The 24,215-nt window shown below is 76.6% G+C and carries 7 protein-coding genes and 1 pseudogene; all 8 read right to left on the bottom strand.

The annotated features are described in order from the left end of the window. Positions 1-3: 3 nt before the first annotated feature. Positions 4-2,541: a penicillin acylase family protein gene (locus ACYP53_RS33010; RefSeq protein ID WP_459650140.1), complete on the bottom strand. Its 2,538-nt coding sequence runs from the start codon at positions 2,539-2,541 to the stop codon at positions 4-6. A 143-nt stretch (positions 2,542-2,684) separates the two neighbouring features. Further along, complete coding sequence (locus ACYP53_RS33005; protein WP_459650139.1) at positions 2,685-3,992, bottom strand: ATP-grasp domain-containing protein; 1,308 nt, start codon at positions 3,990-3,992, stop codon at positions 2,685-2,687. Positions 3,993-3,994: 2 nt separating this feature from the next. Then, on the bottom strand, positions 3,995-5,197 hold the full coding sequence (locus ACYP53_RS33000; protein ID WP_459650138.1) for an argininosuccinate synthase-related protein: 1,203 nt from the start codon (positions 5,195-5,197) through the stop codon (positions 3,995-3,997). Then, entirely contained in the window at positions 5,194-5,661 is a 468-nt protein-coding gene (locus ACYP53_RS32995; protein ID WP_459650137.1) for a phosphopantetheine-binding protein, read from the bottom strand. Before ACYP53_RS32995 ends, ACYP53_RS33000 begins: the two co-directional genes overlap by 4 nt. Positions 5,662-5,720: 59 nt before the next feature. Continuing rightward, positions 5,721-7,031 (bottom strand): annotated as a pseudogene (locus tag ACYP53_RS32990) (amino acid adenylation domain-containing protein); the annotation flags it as partial. A gap of 72 nt (positions 7,032-7,103) precedes the next feature. After that, positions 7,104-10,220 carry a non-ribosomal peptide synthetase gene (locus tag ACYP53_RS32985; protein WP_459650136.1) on the bottom strand — a complete coding sequence of 1,039 codons (3,117 nt, stop codon included), beginning with the start codon at positions 10,218-10,220 and terminating at the stop codon, positions 7,104-7,106. Next, complete coding sequence (locus ACYP53_RS32980; protein ID WP_459650135.1) at positions 10,217-15,772, bottom strand: type I polyketide synthase; 5,556 nt, start codon at positions 15,770-15,772, stop codon at positions 10,217-10,219. Before ACYP53_RS32980 ends, ACYP53_RS32985 begins: the two co-directional genes overlap by 4 nt. A 96-nt stretch (positions 15,773-15,868) precedes the next feature. Next, a complete protein-coding gene (locus tag ACYP53_RS32975; RefSeq protein WP_459650943.1) occupies positions 15,869-24,208 on the bottom strand; it encodes an amino acid adenylation domain-containing protein in 8,340 nt (2,779 codons plus the stop codon). Positions 24,209-24,215 lie beyond the last annotated feature (7 nt).

Genomic DNA, 24,215 nt, shown 5'->3' with positions numbered 1-24,215 from the left:
TGCTCACGCTCCCGGTCGCAGGGTCCACACCTTGGTGGAGGCGGGTTGGTCCGCGGCCATCAGCAGCGGCAGGTTGCGGCCCTCCCACCAGTACGGGATGAAGGTCCGGTACCAGGGGGAGGCCGGGTTCTCGCTCTGGCCGCCGGGGTAGACGGCCTGCGCGGTGGCGGTGCGCGGGGCCTTCCAGTCGACGACCATCCGCCAGCTCGGGCCGAAGGTGGAGTTCATGCCGCCGTCGGCGGCGTTGACGGTCCAGCGGGAGCCCTCGGCGGGCTTCGGGCCGTAGCCGAGCGCGTCGGCCTCGGTCAGGGACGGGATCTGCCGGGTGTGGACGCGGTCCCAGGTCCAGGTGGCGGGGTCGTTCCCGAGGTCCTGGGTGAGTTCGCCGACGGCCTGGGCGAAGGCGGTGCGCATGGCGTCGGTCGCCGTCCGGGGCGGGCCGCCGGGGGAGGTGAACGCCGGGTTGGCCGGGTCGCGCAGGGTCCAGGCCTCCAGGTTCTCGTCGAGGCTGGGCAGCGCGCTGGAGACCTTGAGGAAGCGGCGGTCGCGTTCGACCGGCACCTTGGCCTGGTCCCACCAGGGCTGGAAGGTGGTCTCCAGATAGTCGTTCCAGAAGGTCCACCAGATCGGCCCGCCGGCCACGCCGGGGCGCATGGTGTGGTCCCAGCGGTTGAGGACGTCGAGCGCGGCCTGCTGGCGGGCGTCGAGCTTCGTGCCGGCCAGGGCCTCCTTGAGGTGCGGCAGGATGACGGTGGCCAGGTAGTCGGTGGTGTCGTTCTGCAGCGTGGTGAAGTCGGCGGCGGTCATCGCCGGGTGGTTCTCCAGGAACTGGTAGATCCGGTTGGCCCGGTAGCCGTTGTCGAAGGCGTTGAGGCTGGTGCCGATGTAGTACGGGTAGTCGGGCGAGACCGGGCGCTGGTTGGCCGTCGCGACCACATGGTTCGGCGGGTTGTAGGACTGCGGGGTGGCGTCGAAGGGGATGGCGCCGACCACGTCGTACTCGCCGGTGCCGGGCAGCGGGAACCACGGGTCGCCGCCCTTGGTGAGCGGGAAGTACCCGGCCGCGACCACGCCGATGTTGCCGCCGCCGTCGGCGTAGGCGAAGTTGAGCGTGGGGGCGTGCCAGTCGGCCAGCGCGGTGCGGAACTCCCGGTAGTCGCGGGCCTTGTTGACGGAGAGCAGCACCGCCAGGTCGGGGGAGGGGATGTTGCCCATCCAGTTGACCGAGGTGGTCTGCCCGGCCCGGGTCAGCACCGGCCCGTGCACGGTGAGCTCGACCGCGAGGTGCTCGGTGTCCCCGCCGCGGACCGGGATGGCGTACTCCACCCGCTCCATCGGCCGCCAGGCGTCGTTCCAGTAGTACTGGCCGGGGTGGTCGGGGCTGGTCCGCTCGCTGTAGAAGACCGTCGACTGGTTCTGCGCGTCCGTCAGGGACCAGGAGATGTCGGCGTTGCGGCCGATCAGCACGCCGGGCAGGCCGGCCATGCTGGCGCCGGTGACCTCGGTCTCCGGCGAGGAGAGCGCGATCTGGTACCAGTACGAGGGCAGGGTCGTCGGCAGGTGCGGGTCGCCCGCGAGCATCGCGTTGCCGCCGGCGACGGCCGGGCCGTTCGCGGCCCAGGCGTTGCTGTCCGGGAAGGTGTGCATCTGGGTGGCCGGGAGCGCCCGGACGGTGTCCAGCACGGTCCGGGCCGCGACGGCCTCGCCGGCCGGGTCGGGCGTACCGGTGGGCGCGACGGGGGCGGGGCGCGGCTGCGACCGGTTGGCGGCGGCGTGGCCGTCCGGCCCGGCGGTGTTGACGTTGGCGGGCAGCGGCGCGATGCCGAGGTCGCGGTACGGGCCGGGGTCGTACGGCCGCTGCTCGTTGGGCGCGTGGACCGGGAACCAGTCCATGGTGCGCTGTTCGCCGAAGGAGTCCCGGAAGATCGCGTAGTCCAGCGGGGTGCTGGTGAAGTCCATGCTCTGGGTGAGCACCCCCTGGACGACCAGGCTGTCCACCGGGGTCCAGTCGGCCGGGTAGACGCCGGTCAGGGAGAAGATGGCCGGCCACTGCCCGGTGTGGCGCAGCTCGGAGATCCAGGCGTTGACGCCCCGGGAGTAGGCGGTGAGGGCGCGGCCCGCCGGGCTGTCGGGCGCGGTGGCGGCCCACTCGGCCTCGGCGGTGCGCAGCAGCCCCATCCGCAGCTCGAAGCGGTCGGATTCGAGGCTCGCCGGCCCGTTGAGCTCGGCCAGCCGGCCGCGGCCGGCGCGTCGTTCCAGGTCGAGCTGGGTGAGCCTGAACCGGGCGTGCAGATAGCCCTGGGCCTGGAACAGGTCGTCGTCGGACCCGGCCTTGACGGCGGGGACCCCGTTGTCGTCGAAGGCCACCGTCACCGGCGCGCTCAGGCCGGCCAGGGCGAGGGTCTCGGTGTGCGGGAGTTCGGCGCCGGCGGCGGAGTCCCACACCCCGGCCCCGGGGACGAGGGCGGTTCCGAGGGCGGGGACCGGCCCGATGCCCAGCGCGAGCAGCGCGAGGACCAGGCCGGAGACGATGGCTGCCACCGCCGCGTGGGTGGCTGTGCGTATTCGCCGCGGCACGTTGACTCCAGGGGTACGAGGGTTGGGCGGGGTGCGGGGTGCGAGGTGCGGGGTGCGGGGTGCGGGGTGCGAGGGAGGTGGGGGCGGGGGCCGGAGCGCCCGGGGTGTCAGGCCCAGAAGCCGGCCATCCGGCGGTGGATGTCCGTCATGGTGGTGCGGAGTTCGGCGTGCCCGGCCGTGGAGCCGTAGACGGTGCCGATCAGCCACTCGGTGCCGGCCCGCCAGTCGGCCCGCCAGGACGGGTCTATCCGGGCGTCCACCAGGTCCACCCCGGGGACGGCCAGGAGGCCGTCGAGCAGCTCGCCGTCGCCGGGGGCGAGCCCGTCGGCGGGCGGGGAGAGGAAGTACTGGAACGCCACGGCGGGGCAGTGCGCGCCGGGGCCGAGCACCGGCTCGGGCGGGTCGAACGCGCCGAGGACGGGCCGGAGGGCGGTCCGGAGGGCGAGGGCGAGCAGGTCCGTCCCGGCGGAGCGCTTGAGGACGTCCGAGACGTGCCCGCCGAGGCGGCCGTTGACCTCGATCAGCCGGGGGCCGTCGGGGGTGAACTTGATCTCGGTGTGGGTGACGCCCTCGCGGACGCCGAGGGCCCGCAGCGCGCTCTGCTCCAGGGCCACGACCTGCTCGGCCAGGCCGTCCGGGAGCAGGGCGGGGGTGAAGTAGCCGGTCTCCCGGAAGGGGTGGGTCAGCGGCAGCTTGCCGGTGACCGCGACGGTGTGGATCTCGCCGTCCCTGACCGCGGACTCGACCGAGACGTAGTCGCCCCAGAACTCCCCCACCACGGTGGGGTCGCCGACCAGGTACTCCTCCAGCACGAACACCGCGGGATCCGCCGCGCCCCGGGTGAACTCGGCGTAGCGGTCGGCCAGTTCACCGGCGCTGCGGACCAGGCAGGTGTCCACGCTGCCGGCCCCCGAGCGGGGCTTGAGGACGGCCGGCAGGCCGGTGGCGGCGAGCGCCGGGGCGAGGTCGGCGGCGGAGCGGACCGTCCGGCAGGCGGTGGACTGCACCCCGGCCGCCGCCAGTGCCTCGCGCTGGCGGAACTTGTCGACCAGTACCTCCACGGTGGCGCGGTCGTGGAACGGCACGCCGCACCGCTCGGCCACCGCCGCGGCCGTACGGAGCAGCTGGTCGCTGAAGGTGATCACCCCCGCGATGCCGAACTCGGCCGCGCGGTCGCACAGTTGCCGCTCGGTGAGGCCGGCCGTGTCCACCACGGTGGCCGACTTCGGCAGCCGGGCCAGGTCCTCGGCCGCCTTCGGGTCGCCGAGGTCGGCGAAGAACACCACCGTGCACAACCGCCGGGCGGCGGTGAGGATCCCGCGCGGGGTCGCCGAGCCCCGGCCGTAGACGACCAGGAGGACGGGCGGTGCCTCGGCGGCGGAGGTGGGGTGGTCCAGCGGATCGGAAGGGGCCATGGTCAGCGCTCCTGCGGCCGGATCGGGGTGAACGCCGCCCGCTCGGCGGCGACGGACCGGTGCTCCCAGGCCTCGCGGTCGCGCAGGTAGCGGGGCCGGTCGGCGACGATCGCCCGGGTCTGGGCGGAGCCGGCCGACAGCCGCCAGCGCACCGAACCGGTCACCCGCGCCGAGCAGACCTCGATGAACGCCTGGGCGGCCTCGCGCAGTTCACCGAACCAGCGGCCCTCCAGGGCCTCGCGCACCCACAGCTGCTCCTGGTGCATCTTCTCCCGCAGCAGTTCGGCCGAGAGGGTGGCCGTCTCCAGGTGGCGGCAGGAGCGCAGCAGCAGCCAGGCGGCGGGCATCTCGCGGATCTCCAGCACCTTCGGCCCGTGGCCGAGGTGTTCGAGCCCGCTGTAGCGGCCCAGTCCGTGGGCGCCGACCAGGTGGTTCAGGGTGCCGATCAGCTCGGTGAGCGGCAGCGCCCGGCCGTCCACCGCGACCGGGCGGCCGGCCTCGAAGGTGACCTCGACGGCCTCCGGGGCCTCGGCGGGGCGCAGCGAGCTCCACCGGTAGAGCTCCTCGGGCACGGCGTGGTCCTCGGGGTCGTCGAGGATCCCCGACTCGAACTCCCGGCACCACAGGTTGGAGTCGCCGCTGACCAGCCGTTCGCTCAGCTGCTCCAGCCCGGCCTCCTTGAGCTCGCGCATCTTCTGGTCCCGGTCCACCGGGTCCAGGTCGTACGGGCTGCCGTAGCGCCCGGCGAAGCCGAGCAGCTCCAGCGCGCCGTTGAGCCGGCGCAGGGTGTTCTGGGAGCGGTTGGCGGTGTGCAGGACCGTGGTGGCGCCGAGCTCGCGGGCGGTGCGGACGGCGACCTCGGCGATCAGCGGGCGGCTGAGCGTGGAGCTGACGGGGTGGGTGTCGAGGTAGACGGCGTGCGCGGCGATGGCCGGGCGGACGAAGTCCTCGGCGAACTCCCGTCTGGCGTCGACCAGGTGGAGCCGGATGCCGAGCCGGTCGGCGATCCGCTGCTTGTGCTCGCTGCTCTCGTCCTCGCCGAGGTCGACGCTGACCGCGTGGACCTCGCGGGCGCCGGAGCGGACCAGCCGGTGCAGCAGGTAGCTGCTGTCCAGCCCGCCGCTGAACAGGGTGACGATCGGGGCGGACGGGTCGCGGGCGATGGCGTCGAGCTCGCCGAAGGAACGCAGGACCTGGGCGGTCATCGCGCCGCCACCTCCACCCCGTGCCCGGCCAGGGCGGCGGTGAAGCCCGCCACCGTGGGCTCGTCGAAGGCGAGGTCCATCGGGACCTCGGCGCCGAGCAGCGCCTCCAGCTTCCGGACGGCGCGCACCACCTTGAAGGAGTCGCCGCCGATGTCGAAGAAGTCGTCGTCGGGGTCGATCGCGGGCAGTCCGAGGACCTCGCACCACACCCCGGTGACCACCTCGGCCAGGCTGTCGCCGCTGGTGCTCGCGGTGTCGCTGCTCGCGGCGGAGGTGCCGGCGGTGGGCAGCACCTCCCCGGCCCGCTCGGTCAGCAGGGCGCGGTCCAGCTTGCCGTTGGCGGTCAGCGGCATGGCCGCCAGGGTGGTGAAGGCCGCCGGGACCATGTACGAGGGCAGCGCGGCGCGCAGCGTCTCGCGCACGGCGGCGGTGACGGCGGCCGGCTCGGCGCCCTCGTCGAGCACCAGGAAGCCGACCAGCCGGGCGTCGCTGCCCGGCCGTGGGCGACCGCGGCCGCCTGCCGGACCCCGGGGACGCGCAGGGCGGCCGACTCGATCTCGCCGAGTTCGATCCGGTAGCCGCGGATCTTCACCTGGAGGTCGACCCGGCCGAGGAACTCCAGGCCGCCGACCGGGTGGGTGCGCACCAGGTCGCCCGAGCGGTAGAGCGGGCCGGAGCCGTCGCCGAGGTGGTCCGGGACGAAGCGTTCGGCGGTGAGCTCGGGGCGGTTGAGGTAGCCGAGGGCCAGGCCCGCGCCGCCGATGTAGAGCTCGCCGGGCTCGCCGTCCGGGACGGGCCTGCCGTCCTCGTCCAGGATCCACAGCGTGGTGTCCTCGATCGCCGGGCCGATGTAGACGGTGTCGAGGTCCGGGTCGCGCGGGGGCACCCAGGCGGTGCAGTAGATGGTGCACTCGCTCGGCCCGTACAGGTTGGTGAGCGGCGCGGTGGACTGCGCGTGGAAGCGGCGGACCAGCTCGGGGGCGAGCGGCTCGCCGCCGGTGAGGACGCGCCGCAGGCCGTCGAAGCGCTCCTCGGGGCCGCGGGCCAGCAGGAACAGCTCCAGCAGCGAGACCACGCAGTAGAAGACGCTGATCCGCTCCGAGCGGATGGTCTCGGCGAGGTAGTCGGCGTCGCGCTGGCGGCCCGGGGTGGCGACGACCACGGTGGTGCCGGTGATCAGCGGCCAGTACACCTCGATCAGGAACATGTCGAAGCTGCAGGCGGTGTGGTGCAGCATCCGGTCGTCCGGGCCGAGCCCGTGGCCGCGCTGCAGGGCCCGCAGCCGGGTGGTCACCGCGCGGTGCGGGATCAGCGAGGCCTTGGGGCGGCCGGTGGAGCCGGAGGTGTAGATGACCACGGCGGGCTGCTCGGCGAGGTCGGCCGCGGGCTCGAAGGGGACGGCCGGTTCGGCGGCCGCGCACTCGGCGACGGTGACCACCTCGGTGGCGAGGTCCTCGGGGAAGCGGGCGCGCAGTTCGGGGGTGGTGATCAGCAGCCGGGGCTCGCAGTCGGCCAGCATGTCGAGGGTGCGGGCCACCGGGTCGTTGACGTCGAAGGCGACCTGGGCGGCGCCGGCCAGGACGACGCCGGTCACGCCGATCACGAAGTCGGCCGAGCGCTCCAGGTAGACCGCGACCCGCTCGCCCGGGCGCACGCCCCGCTCCCGCAGCAGCGAGGCGACCCGTACGGTCCGGTCCCTGAGCTCGCCCGCGAGCAGCACCCGGTCGCCGTCGACCAGGGCGGGGTGCGCCGGGTCGGCGTCCCACCGGGACAGCAGCAGGGTGTCGAGGCGGCGTGCGCCGTCGTCGAGGAGGGTGGCCGTTGTGCTAGCCATGGCGGTTCATGTCCAATCGGTGTGGTTGGTGCGGGGGCGTCCCGGCCGGGGCCGGCCGGGACGCCGGTCGGGTCACTGGCCGGTGGCGCCGAGGGCCTCGCCGAGGGCCGCGGTCAGCTCGCGGACGGTGGCGGCGTCGAAGAGCAGCTCGATGTCGAGCTCGCACGCGAGTTCCGCCTCCAGCCGGGAGACCAGCCGCAGGGCGCGCAGCGAGTCGCCGCCCAGCTCGAAGAAGTCGTCGTCCGGACCGACCTCCGGCAGGGCCAGGACCTCGCGGAACAGCCGGGTCACCAGCGCCTCGTGGTCCGCGGCGCCGGCGGGTCGGGCGGCCGGCGCGGCCTCGGCGGCGAACTGCGCCGGGGTGGGCAGGGCGAGCAGGTCGGTCTTGCCGGCCGGGGTGAGCGGCAGCTCGGCGAGGACGGCGACCGCCTCCGGGACCATGTACGAGGGCAGCGTGCGGCGCAGCTCGGCCTGGAGCCCGGGGGCGTCCGGCGCGGCGTCCCGGTCGGCGGGCACCACCCAGGCGACCAGCCGGCCCTCCCGGACGGCGACCGCGGCGCCGGCCACCGCGGGCAGGGCGAGCAGCACCTGCTCGATCTCGCCGGGCTCGATCCGGTAGCCGCGCAGCTTGAGCTGACGGTCCATCCGGCCGAGCAGTTCGATCCTGCCGTCGGGCAGGCGGCGGGCGTGGTCGCCGGTGCGGTACATCCGGCCGCCGGTGAACGGGTCGGTGACGAACCGCTCCGCCGTCAGTCCGGGGCGGCGCCAGTAGCCCTGGGCCACGCCGTCGCCGCCGATGCACAGCTCGCCGACGCAGCCGACCGGCAGCAGGGCGCCGTCGACGGTGTCCAGCACGTGCAGCACGGTGTTGGAGATCGGCCGGCCGACGGTGACCCGGGTGGTGCCGGCGGTGATCGGCTCGACGCTGGAGTACACCGTGGTCTCGGTCGGGCCGTACATGTTCCACACCGAGGAGCCGCGCTCGGCCAGCGGAGCGGCCAGGTCCGCCGGGAAGGCCTCGCCGCAGCTGTAGAGCCGGGGCCGGCCGGCGCCCTGCCAGCCGGAGTCCAGCAGCGCCCGGTAGCGGGAGGGGGTGGCCTGGAGCGCGGTGATGCCGTGTTCGACGGTGTAGCGGTCCAGCTCGCGGCCGCTCAGCCCGAGGGCCTGGCCGCCGACGTGGACGGTGCCGCCGACCGCGAGCGGCACCAGCAGCTCGGCCAGCGAGGTGTCGAAGCCGAGCGTGGTGAGGGCGAGGAAGCGGGTGCCGGCGTCCAGGCCCGGGTGGCGGCGGGCCAGGCTGTCCACCAGGTTCGCCAGCGCCCGGTGGCCGACGGCGACGCCCTTGGGGCGGCCGGTGGAGCCGGAGGTGAACATCAGGTAGGCGAGGCCGTCCGGCTGGGCGCCGGGGAGTTCGGTGCCGGTGTCGACGGTGCTGAGGTCGAGGACGGTGAGGTCGAGGACGGTGCCCGCCCAGCCGGCCGTCGCGGGCGCGCCGGTGGCGTCGACCAGTACCACGGCCGGTTCGGCGTCCGCCAGGACCAGGGCGATCCGCTCCGCCGGGTGGGCCGGGTCGAGTGGGACGAACGCGGCCCCGGCCCGGGCGACCGCCAGCATCGCGGTGACCAGGTCGGCGCCCCGGCCCAGGCAGATGCCCACCCGGTCGCCCGGGCGCACCCCGTGCCCGGCCAGCCGCCGGGCCAGCGCGTCGGCGCGCAGGTCCAACTCCCGGTAGCCGTACCGGTTCTGCTGGTCGACCACGGCCGGGTGATCGGGCCGGGTACGGACCGCCCCGTCGATCAGAGCGGCCAGCAGCGCGGCCGGCTCGGTGCGGTCGATCTCGCTGCCGTTCCAGGTGTCGAGCTGTCGGGCGCGGACCGCCTCGGGCACGGCCAGCAGCTCCCCGACCGGGCGGCCCGGCTCGGCGGCGAAGCGGGTGAGCACCGCGACGACGTGGTCGAGCAGCGCCCGGGCCTCCTCCGGGGTGATCCGGCCGGTGTCCACCACGGCCTGCAGCTGCATCTCGGCGGCGGCCCGGACGACCAGGGTGACCGGGTAGTTGGTCCGGGTCTCGTAGCGGACGTCGTCCACCGTGACCGCGCCGTGGGAGAGCACCGCCTCGGTCCGGTCCGGGTAGTTCTCGACCACCACGACGGTGTCGAAGAGCGGTACGCCGGGGGCCGTCTCGGCCCAGCGCTGGATGTCGGTCAGCGCGGTGTGCTGGTGGTCCAGCACCGGGTGGCGGGTGGCGGCGTGCCGGGCCAGCCAGGCGTCGCCGGGCAGCTCCCGGTCGATCCGCACCCGCACCGGGACCGTGTTGATGAACATCCCGAGCATCTGCTCGACCCGGTCCAGGCCGACCGGACGCCCGGAGACGGTCACCCCGACCACCACGTCGTCGCGGCCGGAGTGGCGGGCGACCGTGCCCGCCCAGGCGGCCTCGACCAGGCCGCTGAGCGTGGTGGCGCCGGCGGCCGCCAGCCGCCGGAGCGCGCCGAGGGCCGCGGCGGGCAGCTCGGCCCGTACGGTGTGGAACCCGCCGGACGGCTTGGCACCCGGACGCGTCCCGGGCAGGCTCAGCGCCGCCGGCTCGCGGTAGCCGGCCAGGTAGCCCGTCCAGAACGCCCGGTCGCGCTCCGGCTCCTGACGGCCCAGCCAGGCGATGTAGTCGCGGAAGGCGGGCGGCGCGGGCAGCTCGGCGGTGCCGGCCGAGAGCCCGGCGGTCACCTCGGCCAGCAGCAGCGCGGCGGACCAGCCGTCCAGCAGCAGGTGGTGGTACGTCCACACCACCAGGTGCTCCCCGGGCAGGCGCAGCACCAGCAGCCGCATCAGCGGCGGCCGGGTCAGGTCGAAGCGCTCGCGGGCGCGCCGCTCCAGCTCCTCGGCGACGGCCGCCTCGCGGGCCGCCTCGTCCAGGCCGGTCAGGTCGCGGAACTCGATCGGCAGCTCGGCCTTCGGCAGCACCACCTGGTGCGGGGTGCGGATCCGCTCCCGGACGAAGGCCGTGCGCAGCACCGGGTGCCGGGCGATCGCCCGCTGCCAGGCCGCGCCCAGCAGGGCCCGGTCCAGCTCGCCGCGCACCCGGAAGGTGGTCAGCTCGACGTACAGGCCGTGCTCGGGGGAGGTGGTGCTGTGGTAGAGCATCCCCTCCTGGGTGGGCGAGAGGGGGTAGATGTCCTCGATGTCGTTCAATTGCTGTCCTCTCCTGACCGGAACAGGGCGAGTACCCGGGCCAGGTCGTCTGCGCCGAGGTCGGCGTCCGCGAAGGCCTCGCGCGGCTCCTGCGGCGGGGCCGGGTCGGGGCCGGCGGGTGCGGTGGGCGGGGCGGTGGTGTCGGGCGCGGGCCCGGCGGCCGGTTCGCGGTCCGCGCGGAGCCGGGCGGCGAGCTGCCCGACGGTGGGGTGGGCGAAGAGGTCGCCGGGAGAGACGGCCAGGCCGAGCCGCTGGAGCTCGCCGGTGATCTGGACGATCAGCAGCGAGTCGCCGCCGAGCTCGAAGAGGCTGTCCTCGGGGCCGATGTCCGGGACGCCCAGCAGGCGGGACCAGACCGCGGCGATCCGCTCCTCCAGCTCCTCGGGGCCGGCCGGTCCGGCCTCCGGCGGCGCGGCCACGGTGGCGGAGGTTGGCGGGGTGTGCCCGGCCGCGCGGGGGCTGACCAGGACGTGCGGGAGGTGACGGTTGGCCAGGATCCGGTCGAACGCCAGCAGGCCCTCGCGGGTCGGGATCCCGCCCTGCTCGGCCCCGCCGGCCGGTGCCCCCGCGCTGTCCGGGCCGTGCGCCGGGGCCGGGCGCAGGACGAAGCCTTCGACGAGCACGCTCGGCGTGCCGTCCGGACCGGCGACGACCACGTCGACGACCAGCGTGCCGCCGGCCGCACCGGGGCGGCGCCGGACCCGGACGGTGGCGTCGGGCCCGAGCGGGCCGAGCACCACCAGGCGGCGGTAGGCCACCGGCAGGTGGCTGCCGGTACGGGCGGTGACGGCGCCGGTGGCGGTGTCCAGCAGCGCGGGGTGCAGCGGGTGCGCGGCCAGGTCGCCGTGGAACGGCTCGGGCAGGCGCAGCCGCAGCATCGCCTCGCCGTCGGCCTCGTTCTCGCGGACCTCGGTGACGCTCTCCCAGCGCGGCCCGGTGCGCAGCCCGCTGGCTCCGCCGGGCTGGTCCCCGGTGGCCGGGGCGACCGGCGCGCAGCGGGCCGCCAGCCCGTCCGCGTCGAGGAGCTCGGGGGCGTCGCCGCGGTGGGGCGCGATCCGGCCCTGGGCGTGCGGCCGGGCGGGCGCGGCGCTGGAGCGGACCTCCCACAGGTGCCCGCCGTCGGGCGCCGGACGCAGCCGCAGGGTGACCAGCGGCGGCCGGTCGGCGGGCATCCGCAGCGGGTGGGTGAAGACCGCGTCCAGCTCGACCGGACCGTCCCCGACGGCCAACCGGTGCCCGGCGACGGCGAGGTCGAGCAGCGCGGTGCCGGGCAGGACCGGGACGTCGCCGATCCGGTGCTCCTCGGCCGGCCAGCGGGTCTGCTCCGTGCCGCGCAGCCGCAGCTCCACCGTGCCGTCCGGCTCGGTGCGGCGGGCGTCGAACAGCGGGTGGTCGAGCACCTCGCCGCCGTCGAGCCAGTCGTGCAGGCCGGAGCGGACGGCCATGCCGGTCTGCGACCAGCGGTCCCAGCCGATCGACACCGCCGCCCGGGTGCCGGTGGCGAAGCTGTCCAGGAAGGCGTTGGCCCCGGTGTAGTCGGCCTGGCCGACCGCGCCGGTGACCGCCAGCGCCGAGGAGCAGAGCACCAGCACCGGCCGGTCGACGGCGGTCAGCCGCTCCAGCAGGACGGTGCCCAGCACCTTGGGGTCGAGCACCCGGGCCATCTCGGCGGCGTCCCGCAGGGCGGTGACCCCGCCACCGGGCACCCCGGCGGCGTGCACCACCCCGGCGACCGGACCGTACGCGGCCCGGACCTCCCCGAGCGCGGCGGCCAGCGCCGCCTCGTCGGTGACGTCGGCCTGGACGAGGCAGAGCCGGGCGCCGTGCGCGGTCAGCCCGGCGAGGGCCTCGGCCAGCTCCGGCGGGCAGCTCGCGGCGGGCGCGGCGCCGGAGGGGCGCAGGCTCCGCCAGCCGTCCCCGTCCGGGACCGGGCGCCGGGTGAGCAGGACCAGGGTCCGCTCCGGGTCCTCGGCGAGCCGGCCGGCCACGGCCAGGCCGATCCCGCCGAGGCCGCCGGTGACCAGCCACACGCCGGACGGCGGGGCGGACGGCGGCGCGGACGGGTCGGTGAGCACCGGCCGGTCCGGGGCGGGCACCAGGTGCGCCCGGCCGCGGACCGCCGTCAGCGGCGCCGGGGCGTACTCGGAGCACAGCTGCGCCACCACGGCCTCGGCGGCGAGCGCCAGTTCGGCGGGCTCCCGGGACGGGCAGTCGAGGTCGAGCGCCTGCGCGGTGAGACCGGGCACCTCCTGCGGCAGCACCCGGACCGCGCCGAGCCCGACAGCGGCCTGCGGGGTACGGGCGGGCTGCCCGTGCACCCCGTGCGCGGCGTCGGTGACCAGCAGCATCCGCGGCGGTCGGCCGGGGAACGCCTCGCCCAGGGCCCGGGCCAGCCGGACCGGGACGGTCAGCGAGCGCAGGGCGCCGTCGGCCGCCTCGGCCGGGGTGGCCCGCTCCAGCGGCGGGTCGTCCAGGGCCCAGCAGGAGACCACGGCGTCCGGCGGGGTGCCGCGACCGGCCAGGGCGGCGGCCAGCGCGGGGAAGGCGTCGGGGTGGTCGGGGTCGTCGGGGTCGAGGGTGAACCCGGTGCCGTCCGGACGGCCCGCATGGACCAGCGTGACCTCGGCACCGGCGGCGGTGAGCCGCTCGGCGACCGGCGCGGCGAGCCCGGCGCGGTCGGCGAGCAGCAGCACCGAGCGGGGGACGGGCCCGGTGCCGGCCGGCGGGAGGGCGGCGGTCCAGTTCAGCACGTGCAGCCAGGGGTCCACGTCGTCGGCCCCGGCCGGGGCCGGGACGGCGGAGGCGACCGGCGCGACGGGCGGGGTGGAGACGGCGGGCTCGGCGGGCTCGGTGGGCTCGAACCAGTGCCGGACCGGCTCGAACGGGTAGCCCGGCAGCGAGACGTGCCGGCGCCCGGCCCGCTCGCCGAGGGCGGACCAGTCGACCTCGGTGCCCCGCTCCCACAGCCGGGCCAGCGCGGTGAGCCGGGCCGGCGGCTGGCCGGCCTCGGCGCCGTCCGCCGAGAGCAGGCCGGGCGAGGGCAGGCCGGGCGACGGCAGGGCCAACGACGGCAGGGCCAACGATGGCAGGGCCAACGACGGCAGGGCCGCCCGGCCGGTGCCCAGGGTCCGGACCGCGAACCCGGTCAGGCCCCGGCCGGGGCCGAGCTCCAGCAGCGGGCCGTCCCCCGGCAGCGCGGCCAGCGCGTCGGCGAACCGGACGGTGTGCCGCAGCTGGCGCGCCCAGTACTCCGGCGACCTTGCCTCCTCGGCGGTCAGTTCACGCCCGGTCAGGCCGGAGACGACCGGCAGCGCGGGCGCCTGGACCGGCACGGTGGCCATCAGTCGGGCGAACTCCGCCAGCAGCGGCTCGGCGTCCCGGGAGTGGAAGGCGTGCCGGACCGCCAGCGGCCGGGCCGCGACGCCGCGCGCGGTCAGCCGCTCGGCCAGCCGCGCCACCGCCTCGGGGGCGCCGGCCACGACGCAGCGGTCGGGCGCGTTCACGGCCGCCAGCTCCGGGCCGTCCGGGTCGTCCAGCAGTGCGCGCAGCTCCTGCTCGGGCAGCGGGACGGCGAGCATCGCGCCGGGCGCCATGGTGCCCATCAGCCGGCCGCGTTCGGCCACCAGCCGGGCGGCGCCGTCCAGTTCGAAGACCCCGGCGGCGCAGGCGGCCGCGAACTCGCCGACGCTGTGCCCGGCCAGCGCGAGCGGCCGGACGCCGAGCGCCGTCCACCACGCGGTGAGCGCGTGCTCCACGGCGAACAGGGCGGGCTGGGCGACCTCGGTCCGGTCGAACAGGTCCGGGTGGGCCGGGTCGAGCAGCAGCGCGCGCAGCGGCGCGGCCGTCCACCGGGACAGGGCGTCCAGGCAGCGGTCCAGCGCGGCCCGGAAGACCGGCTCGGCGCGGTACGGCTCGGCGGCCATGCCCGGGCGGCCGGCGCCCTGCCCGGGGTAGAGGAAGGCGACCCCGTGGCCGGTGGCGGCGGCCCGGACGGGCCGGGAGCGCACGTCCTGCCGCCCGGGCCCGGCCAGGACGGTGCGCCGCCAGGGGTGGGGCCGGCGGCCGGTCTGCAGGGTGAACGCGGCGTCGGCCGCCGCGGGCGCCCCGGGTGCGGCCAGCGCCGCGCCGAGCCGTTCGGTGGCCCGGTCGAGGGCCGGCTCGGTGCGGGCGGACACCGGCAGCAGCTCCCAGCCGTCCGCCGGTCCGGCGGGCGCGGCCGGCAGCGGCGGGGCGTCCTGGAGGACCAGGTGGGCGTTGGTGCCGCCGATGCCGAAGGAGCTGACCCCGGCGATCCGGGCGCCGTCGTGGCCGGGCCACGGCTCGGCCGCGGTCAGCACCCGGAACAGGCCCGGGTCCAGCTCGGGGCTGGGGGTCTCGAAGTGGACGGTCGGCAGCAGCGTGCGGTGCTGCAGTGCGAGGACCGTCTTGATCAGTCCGGCCATCCCGGCGCAGGTGTCCAGGTGGCCGACGTTCGACTTGACCGCGCCGAGCACCCGGCGGGAGTCCGGCGCCTCGCCGAACACCCGGGCCAGCGCGGCGAGTTCGATCCGGTCGCCGAGCGCGGTGCCGGTGCCGTGCGCCTCCAGGCAGGACACCTCGCCGGGGGTGACCCCGGCCACCGACTGGGCCGCCGCGATGACCCGGACCTGGCCGTCCAGGCTCGGCGCGGTGAAGCCGACCTTGCGGTTCCCGTCGTTGTTGACCGCCGAACCGAGCAGCACGGCCCGGACGGTGTCGCCGTCGGCGACCGCGTCGGCCAGCCGCTTCAGCACCACCACGCCGACACCGCTGCCGAAGACCGTGCCGGTCGCCGAGGCGTCGAACGGACGGCAGTGCCCGTCGGCGGAGAGGATCCCGCCCTCGGCGTGCAGGTAGCCCAGCCCCTGGCCGACCCCGGCGGAGACGGCGCCGGCCAGCGCCACGTCGCACTCGCCGCTCAGCAGCGCCTCGGCGGCCAGGTGGACCGCGACCAGGGCGGAGGAGCAGGCGCTCTGCACGCTCAGGCTCGGGCCGGTCAGGCCGAGCCGGTACGAGGTCTGGGTGGCGAGGTAGTCCTTGTCGCCCGCGGCCAGCCACTGGACCTCGGCCCGGTCGGCCAGGTGCGCCGCGCGGGGCAGCAGGTGGTGCGACAGGTAGGAGTTGAAGCCGGCCGAGGCGTAGACGCCCACCCCGCCCTCGACCCGGTCGGTGGCCTGCCCGGCGTCCTCGAGCGCGGTCACCGCGCACTGCAGGAACAGCCGGTGCTGGGGGTCCATCAGTTCGGCGTCCCGGGGCGGGATGCCGAAGTACTCGGCGTCGAACTCGGCCAGGCCCTCCAGCACGCCGCCCGCCCCGACGAACCGGGGGTCGGCCAGCCGCTCGGCCGGCACGCCCAGGGCGGCCAGCTCCTCGGGACCGCGGAAGGTGATGCTCTCCCGGCCCGCGACCAGGTTGGCCCAGAACGTCCCGGCGTCGGGGGCGCCGGGGAACCGGCAGGCGAGGCCGGTGACGGCGATCGCGTCCGGCAGGTCCGGCGGCGCGGCGGCCGGGGCCCCGGGGGCGTGGGTGGACATCGGGCTTTCTCCTTACGGGGTGGTGAGACGACGCGGCGCGGGGGCCGGTGGCCGGGCCGGGCACGGGGTGCCGGGCCCGGCCACCGGCCGTCCGGGTCAGCCGGTCGGGCCGGTGCCGGTGCCACCGCGGCGGGCGGCGCGGCGCCGCTCGTGGTGCCGGCCGCGGTCGCCGCCGACGGGCGGTGCGACGGGCGCTGCGGCCGCCGGGGCTTCCGTGGCTTCCGGAACGGGCGCGGGGGCCGGCCGGTCCAGCAGCTCGGCGAGGTGACGGATGGTCGGCCGGTCGAACATCTCGACCACCGACAGCTCCCGTCCGAACTCCTCGGTGATCCGCCGCTGGACCCGGACCAGGTGGATGGAGTTGGCGCCGGCCTCGAAGAAGTTGGTGTCGAGGTCGACCTCCGCGCCGTCCATCACCTCCCGCCACAGCGCGGTGAGCCGCTCCACCGTGCCGAGCCCGGCGGGCAGCGCCACCGGTCGCGGTGCGGCCGGCGCGGGTGCCGGAGTCGGAGCCGGGACGACCCGCGGAGCCGACGGAGCCGAAGCGGCCCGTGCCCCGGCGGAGCCGCCCAGCCGGGCCAGCGCCCCCCGGTCGACCTTGCCGTTGGCGGACAGCGGCAGCGCGTCGACCACCCCCACCCGCTGCGGCACCATGTAGCCGGGCAGCCGCGCGGCGAGCGCCTCGCGCAGCCCGAGCGTCCAGTCGGCACCGGCCTCCGGCTCCTCGGCCGCCGCGCCCGCCGGCCGGCCGCCGACCAGGGTGTGCAGCACGCTCTGGCCGTCCTCCAGCAGCAGCGCCCCGCGCAGCGGCTCGGCGAACACGTCGCCGATCGGGCAGAGCGCGACCGCGCAGTCGGCGGCCCGGTGGCGCAGCAGCTGCGCCATCGCCCCGGCCTCCAGAAGGCAGAAGCGGTCGGCGAGTTCGCCGTAGACCGGGGTGATCGCGGTGTTCCGGGCGACCAGGTGGATCGCGAAGCCGGCCCGGTCGATCAGCGGCCGGTTGGCCTCGCTGTAGAGCGCCGGGTCGAGTGCCAGCGCCGCGCCCGGCGCACCGTCCAGGGCGACCAGCGCCGGTCCGGCCGGGTCGACGTAGTAGGTGCCGGCGGCCAGGCCCTCGACCCCGCCCGGGGCGACGGCCAGGTAGGTCTGCACCGGGTACAGGCCGCCGGCCGAGCCGTAGGCGTACCGGGGCACGCCGTCCTCGTCCTGGCGGGCGAGCACGGTCAGCAGGGCGTGCAGGTCGGTCAGCCGGACCGGGCCGTCGGCGAAGCCGCTAGCGGCGCCGCGCAGGGCGGCGGCCCGGCGCAGGTCGAGGGTGTCGGCCGGCAGGGCGAAGGGCAGCACCTCACGGCCAGCCAGGTCGGCGCGGCGGCCGGGCTGGCGCAGTCGCGCCTCCAGCCGGCGGACCCGCTCGGCGTCCAGGCCCGGGGCCGCCGGGGCTGTCCCCGGCGCCGGGGAGGCCGGCTGCGGACGGGCGGCCTCGCGGACCACGTAGGCCGCGAGCCGGGCGCCGAGCCCGTCGCCCTCGACCAGCGCGGCCGCCTCCCGCACGCCGTCCATCCGGACCAGCGCCGACTCGATCTCGCCCAGCTCGATCCGCATGCCGCGCACCTTGACCTGGGAGTCCTCGCGGCCGAGGAACTCCAGGTCGCCGTCGGGCAGCAGCCGGGCCAGGTCGCCGGTGCGGTAGAGCCGTTCGCCGGTGACCGGGTGGCGGGGGAAGGCCCGGGCGGTGGTCTCCGGGGCGTTGCGGTAGCCGACGGCCAGGCCCGCGCCGGTGATGAACAGGGCGCCGGCCACCCCGACCGGACGCGGCCGGAAGGCCTCGTCCAGGACGACCATGCCCTGGTTCCGCATCGGACGGCCGTACGGGATGCTCGGGCGGCCCGGCTCGACCGCGCCGACCGGGTGCAGCACCGACCAGATCGACGCCTCGGTGGCGCCGCCCAGGCTGATCACCTCGGCCTTGGGGGCGAGCGCGCGGACGTTGTCGGGCATGCCGACCGGGATCCAGTCCCCGCTGAGCATGACCAGGCGCAGCGACTCCAGGTCGGCGGCCGGGTTGCCGTCGGCGTACGCCAGCAGCATCTCCATCAGCGCGGGGACGGAGTTCCAGACGGTGACCCGCTGCTCGGCGACCAGCCGGGACCAGCGCGCGGGGTCGCGCTCCTCGCCGGAGCCGACCAGCACCAGGGCGGCCCCGGCGGCGAGGGTGCCGAAGAGGTCGTACACCGAGAGGTCGAAGCCGAGCGAGGAGATCCCGAGCACCCGGTCGGACGGGCCGACCCGGAAGCGGTCGTTGACGTCCACCACGGTGTTCAGCGCACCCCGGTGGTCGATCATCACGCCCTTGGGGTCGCCGGTGGAGCCCGAGGTGTAGATGACGTACGCGAGGTCCGCCGGGGTGGTCGGCACCGCGGGCGGCGGGGTGTCGGCCGGGGTGGCCAGGGCCTGTTCGAAGGTCAGCAGGGTGACCCCGGCGGGTACGGCGTCCTCCGGGGTCCAGGACTCCCGGGCGAGCAGCGCGGTGGCCCCGGCGTGCTCCAGCGAGCGGGCGACCCGGGCGGCCGGGAGGCCAGCGTCCAGCGGCAGGTAGGCGCCGCCGGCCCGGATCACGCCGATCGCGGCGGCGACCTGCTCCCAGCCCCGGTCGGCGCGCACGCCGACCAGCTCGCCGGGGGCGACGCCGGCCGCGCGGAGCGCGTGGGCGACGGCCGCGGAGGCCCGCTCCAGCTCGCCGTAGGTCACCGTGCCGGTGGCCGAGACCACGGCGGTGCGCTCGGGCGCGGTCCGGGCCCGGTCGAGGAACGGCTCGTGCAGCAGCCCCTCGGGCAGCGGGCCGGTGGTGGCGTTGAGCGCGCGGTAGGCCTCGGCGTGGTCGGCGGGCAGCACGGGCAGGTGCGGGTCCGTCCAGGCCTCGGGCCGCTCGGCGAGCGTGGTGAGCAGCCCGGTGTAGGCCGCGAACATGGCGTCGAGCATGCCCTCGGGGAAGAGGTCCTCGACGGCGTCCCAGGTCAGCCGCAGCCGGCCCTCGTCCTCGGAGATCTGGTGGTCCAGCCAGACCTGCGGGGTCTGGGTGATGGTGTGGGCGACCTCGGCGCCCAGCTCCCGCAGCACCTCGCTGCCGCCGACGCCGTCGGCGCCGAGCTCGCTGGTGAAGACGACCGGCATGGCGGCCTCGGCCACCCCGCGCCGGCGGGCGAGTTCGCCGCCGACCCGGACGCCGCTGACCAGCTGGTGGTCCAGGTCCTCCCAGAGCCGGTCCTGCAGCCGGCGGGCCCGGTCGGCGAAGGGGCCGGCGGTCGCGCCGTCCACCTCGAACAGGCTGAGCGCGGTGAAGTCGCCGACCATGGCGGCCAGGTCGGGGTGGTCGCCGACCCGGTTGAACAGGGTGAGGTTGAGGGTGAAGCGGTCGGCCGCCGCCCAGGTGCCGATCACGGTGGCGTAGGCGGCCAGGGCGAGCGCCGAGGGGGTGACCCGGCCGGTCGCGGACCGGCTCTTCAGCCGCTCCCACAGCTCGGCGGGCAGGTGCGCCTCGCGGCGGCGGAACCGGGTCCGCGTCAGCTCCTCGGCGCGCCGCGCCAGCGGCAGCGCGGGGGCGGGCGCCAGGGTCTCCAGGCGGCCGTGCCAGTAGTCCAGGTCGCGCTGCAGGGCGGGGCCCTCGCGGCGGGCCTGTTCGGCCAGCACGTAGTCGCGGAAGGAGAGTTCGAGCGGGCGGGGGTCGAGCGAGCCCTGGTAGACGGCGAGCAGTTCGCGCAGCAGGATCTGCACGCTGCCGCCGTCGGCGATCAGGGTGTCGATGCTCAGGTGCAGCCGGACGTCCGAGCCCTCGGTCCGGCTGGCGCGCAGCTCGAACAGCGGCCAGGTGTCGGCGGGCAGCACCTGGTGCGACATCCGGGCGCGGGTGCCGGTGAGCCGCTCGGCCCGCTCCGGCTCCGGCAGTTCGCGCAGGTCGTCGACGGCCAGCGGGTACGCCGGCACCTCGGGCAGGACGCGCTGGGTGCCGTCCTCGGCGAAGACCAGGCGCAGCGCGTCGTGCCGGCGGACCATGGCCCGCCAGGCGTCCTGCAGCCGCAGCGGGTCGACGTCGGCGACGTCCACCTCCAGGTAGAGGTGGCAGGCGACGTCGCCGCCGACGGCGCCGCTGCGGCCGATCCAGTAGGCGCGCTGCACGTCGGTGAGCGGGAAGGGCTCGTGGCGGCGGGCCGGGTCGGGGAGCAGTTCGGTGCGTTCGGCGGGGGCCTCGGCGGCCCCGCCGGTGCCCAGCGCGTCCACGGCCCGGGCCAGGGCGGCCACGGTCGGCGAGTCGAACAGGGTGCGCAGCGGCAGCCGCACGTTCAGTTCGTCGCGGATGCCGGCGACCATCCGGGCGGCCAGCAGGGAGTGGCCGCCGAGCTCGAAGAAGTCCTCCCCGGTGCCGACCTCCTCGACGCCCAGGGCCTCGCGCCAGATCGCGGCGATCCGCTCCTCGGTGGGCGTGGCGGGCGGGGTGCGGTCGCGGCCGGCGGCGGGGACGGACTCCGGCGCGGGCAGCGCCGAGCGGTCGACCTTGCCGTTGGAGGTGAGCGGCAGCGCGTCGAGCGGGACGAACCGGGACGGGATCAGGAAGCCCGGCAGCTGCCCGGCCAGCGCGGCCCGCAGCTCGGCCGGGGCCGGCGGCGCGGCCGGGTCGGCCGGCACCAGGTAGGCGGCGAGCGCGGCCCGGGCGGTGCCCAGGCCGTAGGCGGTGACCACGCACTGGCGGACCGTGGGCAGCGCGGTGAGCGCGGCCTCGACCTCGCCGGTCTCGATCCGGAAGCCGCGGATCTTGACCTGGTGGTCGTTGCGGGAGAGGTACTGGATCCGGCCGTCGGCCAGGGTGCGGACCAGGTCGCCGGTCCGGTACAGCCGGGCGGCCGGGGCGGCGGACTCCGGGTCGGTGGACCCGCGGACGGCGGACTCGGGGTCGGTGACGAAGCGTTCGTCGGTCAGCTCGGGCCGGCCGAGGTAGCCGGCCGTCACCCCGGCGCCGCCGATGAGGAGTTCACCGGGCACGCCGACCGGCACCCGCCGCCCGTACGGGTCGAGCACGCGGACGGTGGTGCCGGCGATCGGGCGGCCGATGGTGACCAGGCCCTCGGCCGGGTCGACCTCGGCGGTGGTGGACCAGACGGTGGTCTCGGTCGGTCCGTACATGTTGCGGATCCGGCCGTCGAGGTGCCCGGCCAGGCGGCGCACCAGTTCGGCGTCGAGGGCCTCGCCGCCGAGCAGCAGCTGCCGCAGGCCGCGCAGGGCCGCCGGGTCGGCCTCGTCCAGCAGGGTGCGGGCCCGCGAGGGGGTGCACTGCAGGTGGGTGACGCCGTGGGCGCGGATCAGCGCGGTCAGTTCCTCGGCGGGAGCCGCGGCGGCCGGGGCGGCCGGGGTGGTGGCCGCGGTGCGGCGCAGCTCGGCCAGCCGGGGCAGGCCGGCCAGCGCGACGTCGGTGTCGACGCCGAAGTCGACCAGGCAGCCGATCTCGTCGACCCCGATCTCCGTGAGCCGTCGCAGCAGCGGCAGGCACTCCTCGGCGGTGCCGATCAGCGAACCGTGGCCCAGGTAGCGGGCGCAGGCGTGGTCGAGCAGCGCCTCCTGGTCCTCGGCGGTGAAGTCGCTGCTGCGGACGTCCATGCCGAGGCCGCGGGCCAGGTTCTCGATCAGCCCGACCGAGCTGCGCAGGTAGTCGCGGAACGGCTTCCAGGCGTGCGCCCGGACGTCGGCCGCGTCCGTGCCGACGTAGCTGTGCAGCATCAGGGTGACGTGCGGGTCGCCCGGGTGGCCGGCCTCGCGCCAGGCCTCGCGGTAGAGGGCGATCTTCTGGCCGAGCTCCTCGACGCTCTGGCCCAGCAGGTGGGTCAGCAGCCGGGCGCCGACCCGGCCGGCGGTACGGCAGGTCTCCGGGTTGCCCGAGGAGGTGAGCCAGTACGGCAGTTCGGCCTGGACCGGGCGGGGCAGCACCGCCACGTCGACGGTACGGCCGCCGGGCCCCTCGAAGGGGAGCCGCTCGCCGCGCCACAGCCGCCGGACCTGCTCGATCCCGCTCACGGTGAGCGCCTGGCGGTCCTGGTAGGAGTCCTTGGCGAGGACGAAGTCGTCGGCGTGCCAGCCCGAGGCGAAGGAGAGCCCGACCCGCCCGCCGGACAGGTTGTCGACGACCGACCACTCCTCGGCCACCCGGACGGGGTGGTGCAGCGGCAGCACCACGCTGCCGGCCCGGATGCCGATCCGCTCGGTGGCCTGGGCGATCGCGGCGGCCAGCACCGAGGGGGCCGGGAACGCCCCGCCGAAGGCGTGGAAGTGGCGCTCCGGCAGCCAGACGGCGGCGAAGCCGTTCGCGTCGGCGAAGCGGGCGCCCTCCAGCAGCAGCCGGTACTGGTCCGGGCCGGGCTCGGCGCCGGCGCTGTCGCTGGCGAAGGAGAAGAGGCTGAACTCGGGGACGGCCGGGACGGCCGGGGTGGCCGCCGTCGTGGTGACGGCGGGCAGCGCGGTGCCGGGGTCGGGGTTGACCACGACGCGGTGGCCCCGGCTGAGCGTCCAGAGCAGTTCCAGGACGGAGATGTCGAAGGAGACGCTGGTGACGGCCAGCCAGGTCGCGGGCTCCGCGCTGTCCGCGCTGTCGGCGCCGTCCGCGAGCACCCGGTCCATCGCCGCCAGGAAGGCGGTGAGGTTGCGGCGCAGCACCACGACGCCCTTGGGGCGGCCGGTCGAGCCGGAGGTGTGGATGACGTACGCGGGGGCGTCCGGGTCCACCGGCGCCGCCTCGACGTTCGCTTCCAGGGCCTCGGCCGCCGGGGCGTCGAGGTCCAGCAGCGGGGCGCCGTCGGGTGCGGCGTCCAGGGTCGCGCCGTGCACCAGGACCACGGCGGGCCGGGCGTCCTCGACCACGTGGGCGAGCCGGGCCGCCGGGTAGTCGGGGTCGAGCGGCAGGTAGGCGGCGCCGGCCCGGAGCACGGCGAGCATGGCGGCGGGCAGGTCGGTGCCGCGGCGCAGGCAGAGGCCGACCCGGTCGCCGGGGCGGACCCCGGCGGCGCGCAGCCGGGCGAGCAGTTCGTCGACGCGGGCGTCCAGCCGGGCGAAGGTGAGGGCCTGGTCGGGGCGGCCGCCGGGCAGCACGGCCTCGGCGTCGGGGCGGGTGCGGACGGCCTCGGCGAAGGCGGTCACGACGTCCGGCGCGTCCTCGGGCAGCGGGCCGCCGTCCCCGGCGGAGGCCAGCAGGGCCTGCTCGACGGGGGTGAGCGCGAGCAGGTCGGACAGGTGCAGGCCGGGGTCGGCGGCGCCGCGGGCGAGCACCCGGCGCAGGGCCTCGGTCAGGTCGAGCACGGTGCCGTCGTCGAACAGGTCCCGGCTGAACTCGCAGACGCCGGTGGTGAGTCCGCCGTCGCGGGCGAGCTCCAGGCTCAGGTCGGTGCGACAGAGGCCGTTGTCCAGCTCGACGAGCTCGACCGTCACGCCGGGCAGGGCGATGTCGGGGGCGGGCACGTTCCGGTAGCCGAACTGCACCTGGTAGAGCGGGGCGTGGCTGAGGTCGCGGTCCGGGCGCAGCTCGCGGACGAGGCGTTCGAAGGGCACCTGGGCGTGGGCGAGCGCGCCGAGCGCGGTCTCCCGCACCCGGTCGAGCAGCTCGCCGAAGGTCGGGTCGCCGGAGAGGTCCGAGCGCAGCACCAGGCTGTTGACGAACATGCCCACGAGACCGGCGAGTTCGGGCCGGTCGCGGCCCGCGGTGGGCACTCCGACCACGACGTCCTGCTGACCGGAGTGGCGCATCAGGACGGCCTGCCAGGCCGCCAGGGTGACCATGAACGGGGTGGCCCGGGCGGCGCGGGCCGCCTGCTCCACGGCCTCGGTGGTGGCCGCGTCCAGGGTGAAGTGCACCCGGCCGCCCCGGTGGCTGGGCACGGCCGGCCGGGGCCGGTCGGTGGCGAGCTCCAGGACGTGCGGGGCGCCGTCCAGCCGCTCGCGCCAGTAGCCGAGCGGCTCGGCCAGCGCGGCGTCGGTGAGTTCGTCGCGCTGCCACTGCGCCCAGTCGGCGTACTGCACGGTGAGCGGCTCGGGCGCCGGGCCGCCGTCGCGGAACGCGCGGTAGCGGGAGCAGAGCTCCTCCACCAGCACCGCGCGGGACCAGGCGTCGCCGACCAGGTGGTGGTTGACCACGACCAGCAGGGCGCGCTCGGGTGCGGAGCGGATCAGCAGGGCGCGCAGCAGCGGGCCGTGCTCCGGGTCGAAGGGCAGGGCCGCCTCCCGTTCGGCCAGCTCGCGCTCCCGCTCCTCGCTCCAGCCGGCCTCGCCCTGCCCGGGCTCGACCACCCGGAGCACCGGGCCGGTGTGCTCCAGCACCCGCTGCACCGGGCCGTCCTGGCCGGCGGCGACGACGGTGCGCAGCGCCTCGTGCCGTTCCACCAGGCCGGTCAGCGCGGCCTCCAGGGCGGCG

Source organism: Kitasatospora sp. Ki12 (genome assembly GCF_054601375.1).
The sequence above is the reverse complement of the archived record's forward strand: the minus strand, read 5'-3'. Positions and strand labels throughout refer to the sequence as shown.

Excerpts from the sequence above, each read along its gene's own strand:
- ACYP53_RS33000 (WP_459650138.1), bottom strand. The coding sequence starts at position 5,197 with ATGACCGCCCAGGTCCTGCGTTCCTTCGGCGAGCTCGACGCCATCGCC.
- ACYP53_RS32980 (WP_459650135.1), bottom strand. The coding sequence starts at position 15,772 with ATGTCCACCCACGCCCCCGGGGCCCCGGCCGCCGCGCCGCCGGACCTG.
- ACYP53_RS33005 (WP_459650139.1), bottom strand. The coding sequence starts at position 3,992 with ATGGCCCCTTCCGATCCGCTGGACCACCCCACCTCCGCCGCCGAGGCA.